A 7840-nucleotide genomic window follows, 5' to 3' on the forward strand; every position below is an offset into this window, starting at 1 on the left:
GGAGATTGGGTTCACTAAAGCGGTTTTACTCGTACAGGACGTACTCCGGCTGCGGCGTCAGCGCGAGTACCTCGGGCGGCGTCATGAGGGGCCCGAGCACTACGTCTTCCTCGAAAAAGAGCTTGAAGCCGGCGTGCACGGTCGGCGGCAGGTCCTCCATCAGGAGATTGTAGGTTTCGATCTTCATGCTGGCCGAACCGATACCGTCAACACTCCGGATGACCTCGACGCCCTCGTATTCCTGGATGGCACCTACATTCGAGACGACGCCGGGAGCCACCTGATGGAACACCAGCGGCTTTTGCGGGAGGTTCTTCTCTTTCACCAGGGTGTCGACGTACGCTGCGATCTCGTTGATCTCCTCCCCCGAGGTGTGACCGTAGGCCTGGCCGGGAAGCTGCTCCGCGGTGATGTCCCACTCGGGATCGATGGCAACGCCGACGTCGGGTTCCGCCAACCACTTCTCGAGCGCACGGACCTCGTCGGCCATGCTTGCCCGCCCGGGCTGCACATTCAGCAGCAGCAGCCCGTCATGCCTGCGCGCGGCCTCAAGGTACTCGCCGATGATCTCGTCGGAAGTCCGCGTTCGGTAGGCACCGTCGGCGCCCGGGTCTGCCTGCACGACGACGGCAATCAGTTCCAGCACCGGCAAGACCTTCCTGCCGCCCGCCAGTTCCGTGCCGAGGGCCTCGATCTCGGCGGCCCGCTCGTCGATCGCGCCGATTCCCAGCCGGCCCAGCCCCGGTGAGAAGGGGTGGCCGCTGAATCCCACGAGCCGGTAGTCCGGGAACAGCTCGACACCGCCGCGGGGCAGCTCCTGCTGCTCGGGTGTGGGCTCAGCGGTGGGTGAAGGACTCGGCGAAGGGCTGGGTGAGGTTGACGGAGTCGTTGACGCGGTGGACGACGGAGCCGCAGCCGCGGACGATTCGGAAGGCTCAGCGGATACCGTCCCGCCGCCGGTTGGGGAGGAACTGCAGCCGGCCAGCATTCCGACCGAGATAGCCCAGACAGCGCCGGTACGCAGCGTGCGTGTGTGGATGGGAGGGCGTCGTCGTGCGCTCTGGTGCAGTGCCATACCTTCACGCTACCCCGACCCGGGGGGAGCATCGGGCAGCAGACTGTCAGCATATCGTCAGCCTGCTTCGTATTGTGTTCGCTTATCCGCTCACCTAACAATGAACTATGACAGTCCTCATAAGGTCCCTCGAAACCGCCGTACCGACTACCGTCATGGTGCAGTCCCAGGTGAGGGATGTTTTCGCCGCGCAGCCCGGACTCAACCGATTGGGCCAGCGACTGGTGACCGCCGCATTTGATTCCTCGGGCATCGACACGCGCTATACCGCTGTGGAGGAGCTCACGCTGGAGCGGCACAGCGAGTCTCCAGTGTTCTTCGATTCGGCGACCATGACGATCCTCAGTCCGGGGACCAAAGCCCGCAACGAGGTCTACGCCGAGGCGGGTACGAAGCTGTTCGTCGAAGCCGCACAAAAAGCCCTGGACGCTGCCGAAGGCGTCGAGCCGGGCGACATTACCCACGTCATCACCGTCTCCTGCACCGGGTTCTTCAACCCGGGACCTGACTACAAGATCGTCCGCGCACTGGGCCTCGACCCATCGGCACAGCGCTACCACCTCGGGTTCATGGGGTGTTACGCGGCATTCCCGGCGCTGCGTGCCGCCAAGTCCTTCTGCGAGGCGGACCCCAAGGCGGCGGTCCTCGTGGTCAGTGCCGAACTGTGCTCGCTGCACGTTCGTTCCTCCAACAACCCCGACACCATCGTGGGAACGTCCCTCTTCGCCGATGGCGCCGCAGCCGCCGTCATCAGCGCCCGCACTGACCTCCCCCGCCCCGCCGGAAGTATGCTCAGCCTCGACTTCTTCGAAACGACGCTCACCCCGGTTGGTGAGGAGTCGATGGCGTGGAACATCGGTGATGAAGGCTTCGAGATGGTCCTCGGTACCTACGTTCCCCACATCATCGACGAGCACATTGTCGGTGCCCTCACTCCCCTGATCGAACGGGATGAGTCCCTGATCGGCCTGGAGTACCGGGACATCGAGCACTGGGGGATCCACCCGGGTGGGCGCAGCATTCTGGACAAGGTGCAGGCCAAGCTGAAGCTTAGCGATGAGCAGTTGGTTCCTGCCCGTGAGACCCTGCGAAACTACGGAAACATGAGCAGCGCCACCGTGATGTTCGTCCTCAAGCACATCCTGGACCAGCCCGCAGCCGAGAACGATGAACGCATCTGTTCCATGGCTTTCGGCCCCGGCCTCACGGTCGAGACGGCGCTCCTCACCAAGACAGCGGTCTGAATGGCCTTCCTCGCCCACCGCGACCTCACCGCAGTCGAAGAGATGGACAAGCCCGACTGCGACCCGGCGAAGCTCGACCACACCTACGCCCAGTTCCCGCTCGTCAACCGCGCGGTCGCGGGCTGGCATCGGACCTGGGCTCGGTACATCCGTCCGGTGCTGTCGACATCCCGGGTGAACACGCTCCTGGACATCGGCTCCGGCGGCGGTGACGTCCCGCGCGCGCTCGCCCGTTGGGCCGCCCGTGACGGTTTCGAACTGCGCATCACCGCGATCGACCCCGATGAACGCGCCTACGCCTTCGCCAGTAGCCAGCCGACGACGCCGGCACTCACCTTCCGCCGGGCCTTCAGTTCCGAGCTCGTTGCGGAGGGAGAACGGTTCGACGTCGTCACGTCCAACCATGTCCTCCACCACCTCTCGCCGCAGGAACTGGGAGGATTGCTGCGCGACTCGGAGCTACTCAGCAAGCGCCTCGCCCTGCACAGTGACATCGAGCGGACCCGGATCGGGTTTGCCCTGTTTTCCGTGGCCACCCTTCCCCTGCGCGGCTCGTTCATTCGTGAGGACGGGCTGACCTCGATCCGGCGGTGCTACCTCGCAAAGGAACTACGCGCCGTCGTACCCGAAGGCTGGCGGGTGGAGGGCCAGGTCCCGTTCCGGAACCTGCTGGTTTACCGTGCCTGATGTCCTGATTGTCGGCGGAGGACCGGTGGGGTTGTATACCGCGATCCTGCTGGCGCAGTCCGGCATAGAGGTGGAGGTACTCGAGCGCCGCAGCGTGCGCAGCTCGCACTCCCGCGCCATCGGCATTCATCCGCCGGCGCTGGCAGCCCTGGAACAAGCGGGGGTTGCGGAGGCCCTCATCGCGGCGGGCGTGCAGATTCCGGGCGGCATAGCACGCAGCCGCGGGCGCACGGTGGCCGAATTGTCCTTCGCCTGCCTGCCCGGACCGCACCGATATGTGCTGGCGATCCCCCAGGAGCAGACCGAGCGCATCCTGTCCGAACGGTTGACGGAATTGGCCCCCAACGCGCTCCGGCGGGGAGAAACGGTCGAGGCCGTTCACGACGTCGGGACCGGGGTGGTGACGGTCACCGACCACCGCACCTACCGCTCGGCGCTGCTCATCGGCGCAGACGGAGCCCGGAGCACCGTGCGCAGCGCGGCGGGAATCCGGGCAAAGGTACGGCCCTACCCCGACGCATATGTCATGGGCGACTTCCCCGACACCACCGGCGACGGGAGCACAGCCGCCCTCTACCTGGAGTCCGACGGGATTGTGGAATCCTTTCCGCTCCCCGGCGGGGTGCGGCGCTGGGTGGTGCGGATGCCGTCGCTGGTGGAAAACCCGACCGCGGGGACCGTCGCGGGTCTGGTGGCTGAGCGGACGGGCGTCGCCGTCGACACCCGGAACAACACCATGCTCAGTTCCTTCGCCGTGCGCCGGAGAATTGCGGATCGGTTCATTGAGGGACGCATCGCCCTGGTCGGCGACGCCGCGCATGAGGTGTCCCCCATCGGCGGCCAGGGCATGAATTTGGGGTGGCTCGATGCCGCCCAGCTGGTTCCGCTGGTGGTCGACTCGCTGGCGGGGACCGACGTCGGGCTGGGCCTGCGCCGGTTCAACGAGGAACGGCGCCGCGCTGCGCTGGCCGCGTCACGGCAGGCGCACATCAACATGATGCTGGGACGTCCCCTGCCGTCAGCGCTGTTGACGGCGCGCAATCGCATCATGGGCAGGGTCGCCGGGCTACCGACCGTGCACGACGCCGTCGCCCGCACCTTCACGATGCACTGAGGTGACGGGACCCGCCCCGACGGGATATCCCACCGAACCGGAACGTTGAGTGGGAATGTCCGGACTATCCCACTGAAACACTCGCCTCAGTGGGCAGATCCGAATGCCGGGTCCGCGTAGTGAAGCGTGACTACCGGGAAGGGCAGTGGACGCTTAGCGGCCCTGCACCTGCGCGAGGAGTTCCTCAAACGGGGCGGAAGGCTGGATGCCTTGGGGGCGGCGCGCCGTCGTCGTGCCTTCGACCATGCCCGCGAGTTCGCTGGCGGCGCGGCTGATGCGCTGGTCCAGGGCGGGTGCGCCGTTGGAACCGGCGCCCCAATCCTCAGGTCCGGCATACACGCCGGTCGAGACCACGCGCGCCCGGAGATAGGTGAAGAGGGGCCGCATGGCGTGGTCGAGCATGAGGGAATGCCGCACGCTTCCGCCGGTGGCGGCGATGAGCACGGGCATTCCGTCCAGTGCAGTGTTGTCGAGGACGTCGAAGAAGGACTTCAGAAGCCCGCTGTAGGAGCCGGAGAAGACCGGGGTGACGACAATGAGCGCATCGGCATCCGAAACTGACTTGAGGGCGGCGGCGAGCGCTGGCGGAGCGAAGCCGGTGACCATGTTGTTGGCAATGTCGACGGCGAGCTCACGCAGTTCGATGGTGGTGATCTCGGTGAGGACGTCGGCGCGCTCGAACTCGCGCTGCGCTGCCCTGCCGAGCTGGTCTGCCAGCATACGGCTTGATGACGGCATTCCCATGCCGCCGGACACTACTACTACTCGGCGCGTTTCCATGGCCGGTCCTCCAGTTTCACTGCCTTCATGCTTTTGCATCTAGTTGAACCATGGTGGACCGGGAAACATTCCCGCTAGTGCTTGTCGAGCGCGCTTTCCTTGTGGGCGGCCTGCTTGCCCGACTTCTCGCTCTCGACGATGTAGTAGGGCTCGTCCTTCGATGCATTGAACTTCTGGCCGTCGAAGGTGAACTCCTTCTCCTTCTTCTCAACAACCTTGCCGGAGGTTTTACCCTGCGATGTATTCCAACTGACCTTGGTTCCCTTGCTGTATGCCATCAGTCCAGCCTGCCATCCCTGTGCAGCACGCACCACCCCTCACTGGGCCGCCGGGATCCACACCCGCATCCCTCCCGGCCCGCGGTTGCCCCACCGGAAGTACGGGACAAGATCAACGGAGATCCGCTGCGATGCACCGGATGCCTCCGCTCCTGCCACGGGATAGATCGCCGACGACGCCGGCGTCCGCACCACCGCTGCCACCCGTACCTTCGGCACGCTGATGTCGCCGGGCACCAGTGCCTTGCCAGGACCTGCTTCCGGCTCGCCCGAGGAATCCAGCAGCACGTCCTCCAGCACGACGCCGGCGGGCAGGTCGGCCTGCTCCAGCGCATACACCAGCGGCCCCCTCGTCACGGCCAGGCATCCGCGGACGGCGTCGATATGCGGGTGTGGAGCACGAAGCTCGGCGGGCATATCGAGAATCAGTTCGACGATGCCCTGCCCGACGTCGGTGATACGGAGATAACCGTCAACCGGCTCCTCCTGCTGTTCCGCGCCGTCAACCAGCAGCTGGTAACTCCTCGCCCAACCGGGCAGCCGCAGGGACAGTACCGGGAGGTGACCGGTGACCTCCAGACGAATCCGCCCATCAAACGGATAGCCCGTGGTGACCACGACGGACGCGTCCGGAAGTCGGATGCCGGCGGGCTCGTAGAGGTGGAGGTGGAGGCCGCCGTCGTCGTCCGTGGTTGCTGCGTAGGCGTGCAGCGACGACAGGAGGCGGGCGAGATTCGGCGGGCAGCAGGCGCAGTCGTACCAGGGTGCGCGGCGGGCCGGTGCCTGCTCGTGCTCGCCGTCGCGCTCGGTCCGGACCTGCAGCGGATTGGAGTAGAAGTACTCGGTTCCGGCCGGCGACGTGGAACCGGCAACGGCGTTGTAGAGGGCGCGCTCCAGCTCGTCGGCGTACTTCACTTCACCGGTCACGAGGAGCATCCGCCAGTTGAACTGCACGCTTGAGATTGCGGCACACGTTTCCGAGTACGCACGGTCAGGCGGCAGCTCGAAGGGGTCTCCGAAGGCTTCGTCCCGGTGCCGGGAGCCGAGGCCGCCGGTGATGTACATCTTGCGGAAGTGCACGTCGGACCAGATACGCTCCAGGGCGGCGAGAAGGTCTTCGTCATCGCCCTCCGTGTACAGGTCGGCCACGCCGGCAGCCAGGTAGAGCTGGCGCACCACGTGTCCGGTGGCCCCCGGAACATCGCGCACCGGCAGATGATCCTGGAAGTACTGGTAGCCGAAGCGGTCCTCGCCGACGCTTCGGTGCCCGCGCGCGTCCACCATGCGGCGGGCCAGTTCCAGCCAGCGGGTGTCTCCGGTATGGCGGTAGAGCTCGATGAGTGCTGTCTCGATTTCCGGGTGCCCACAGACAGGCGGACGCCCACTCGGTGGAAACGAATCCTCCACGAGCTCGGCGAACCGGACACCGATCTCCAGCAGGTCGGTGCGTCCCGACGTCCGCGCCCAGGCTATGCCCGCCTGCAGCAGGTGCCCGAGGCAGTACAGCTCATGCCCCCAGCGGAGGTCACTGAACTGCCGGTCGGGTGTCTCAGCGTAGAAGGAGTTGAGGTAGCCGTTCTCCTGCTGCGCCCGGGCAAGCAGTGCTACGGTCTCGTCCACGAACGGGAGGAATTCCGAAACGTCGCTGCGGCCGGCTTCCCACCCGAGGGCCTCCAGCACCTTATAGATGTCGGAGTCGGCGAAGTGGAAACCCCTGAAGGTTCCGGCACGACCTTCCGCTGCCGCCCGCATGTTCGGCAGCGCGCCCGAGGCCTCCAACTGTTCGATGCAGTGCCGGAGGCTGCTGCTGCGGTTCGCCTGCTGCCATGCACCGAGCATGCCGTCCGGTGCGAAACGGACAGCGTCGAGTCCCAGCGGGTGGTACCTCAGCCGGTCGGCGGACCGCGGTGAGGCCGGTGTAACGGTAGCGGTTGTGGATCCCATGAACGGCTCCTAGTCCCAGCGCGCTGTCGGCCATCCGTCGTCCCAGGTGAGAGGGACCAGCCCGAGCCGGAACGCGCCGTCGAGTGCTTCATCGTAGTAGTGGAAGGCCAGCACGTCTCCGGAGACGGACTGCCCGCCCGGCCCCACGCGAGGGCCCTTGCCCGCCAGCAAGGGAGTGCCGCCGTCGTCGAGCATGGATACGCCGTCGCGGTCCACGTAGGGCCCTTCGATGGTGGCGGACCTGCCCACAGCCATGTTGTAGGTACTCTCGAGGCCCTTGCAGCAGAAGTCCTTCGACACGAAGAGGTAGTAGTAGCCGTCGCGTGCGAGCAGGTAGGGCGCCTCGATGGCATTGGGCGGCACTTGCCTGTCGGCAATGGTGACCGGGTTTGCGTCGGGGTCAGCGCGGAGACCCGATGGCCATTCAAGTTCAATCAGCTGCAGGCCTCCCCAGAAAGAGCCGAAGCTCATCCACGGCGTGCCGTGCTCATCCTCGACGATCCCAGGGTCAATGGCGTTGAAGTTCTTCCCCTCCGAGGACAGCACCTCTCCCTGATCGACCCACTCGTAGTTCGGGTCCTCCGGGTCGAGGGTGGTGTTCGTCGCCAGCCCGATCACCGAGTCATTACTCCCGAACGTTGACGCCGAGTAGTACAGGTACCACGTGCCGTCATGCTCGTAGAGCTCCGGAGCCCACAGATTGACGACGCCGGGAACC

General features: G+C 65.8%; 8 protein-coding genes. 3 read left to right on the plus strand and 5 right to left on the minus strand.

Going from position 1 to position 7840, the window contains the following annotated elements:
• Positions 1–25: 25 nt before the first annotated feature.
• The gene (locus RIF85_RS05970; protein WP_309070999.1) at positions 26–1075 is read right to left on the minus strand and encodes a hypothetical protein; all 1050 of its coding nucleotides are present in this window, start codon (positions 1073–1075) and stop codon (positions 26–28) included.
• A gap of 107 nt (positions 1076–1182) precedes the next feature.
• Here RIF85_RS05970 and RIF85_RS05975 point away from each other — a divergent pair, with 107 nt between their 5' ends.
• The 3 genes from RIF85_RS05975 to RIF85_RS05985 are packed head-to-tail and all read left to right on the plus strand — an operon-like array spanning position 1183 to position 4120.
• Positions 1183–2319 carry a type III polyketide synthase gene (locus RIF85_RS05975; protein ID WP_309071000.1) on the plus strand — a complete coding sequence of 379 codons (1137 nt, stop codon included), beginning with the start codon at positions 1183–1185 and terminating at the stop codon, positions 2317–2319.
• Positions 2320–3006, plus strand: a complete 687-nt coding sequence (locus RIF85_RS05980; RefSeq protein WP_309071001.1) for a class I SAM-dependent methyltransferase — start codon at positions 2320–2322, stop codon at positions 3004–3006.
• Positions 3007–3031: 25 nt separating this feature from the next.
• Positions 3032–4120 (plus strand): NAD(P)/FAD-dependent oxidoreductase, encoded by a 1089-nt coding sequence (locus RIF85_RS05985; RefSeq protein WP_309071002.1) that lies wholly within the window; start codon positions 3032–3034, stop codon positions 4118–4120.
• 153 nt (positions 4121–4273) lie between these two features.
• On the opposite strand, the gene RIF85_RS05990 is transcribed toward RIF85_RS05985, so the two are convergent.
• The 4 genes from RIF85_RS05990 to RIF85_RS06005 form a co-directional block, all read right to left on the minus strand.
• Positions 4274–4900, minus strand: a complete 627-nt coding sequence (locus tag RIF85_RS05990) for an FMN reductase (RefSeq protein WP_309071003.1) — start codon at positions 4898–4900, stop codon at positions 4274–4276.
• Positions 4901–4974: 74 nt separating this feature from the next.
• Positions 4975–5178 (minus strand): DUF2945 domain-containing protein, encoded by a 204-nt coding sequence (locus RIF85_RS05995; RefSeq protein ID WP_309071004.1) that lies wholly within the window; start codon positions 5176–5178, stop codon positions 4975–4977.
• Positions 5179–5217: 39 nt separating this feature from the next.
• Positions 5218–7122 carry a beta-L-arabinofuranosidase domain-containing protein gene (locus RIF85_RS06000; RefSeq protein WP_309071005.1) on the minus strand — a complete coding sequence of 635 codons (1905 nt, stop codon included), beginning with the start codon at positions 7120–7122 and terminating at the stop codon, positions 5218–5220.
• A 9-nt stretch (positions 7123–7131) separates the two neighbouring features.
• Positions 7132–7840: arabinan endo-1,5-alpha-L-arabinosidase (locus RIF85_RS06005; RefSeq protein ID WP_309071006.1), on the minus strand; the 709-nt coding region annotated here is incomplete at its 5' end.

Origin of the sequence: Arthrobacter sp. (assembly GCF_031179385.1) — a bacterium.
Taxonomy (GTDB): Bacteria; Actinomycetota; Actinomycetes; order Actinomycetales; family Micrococcaceae; genus Arthrobacter_D.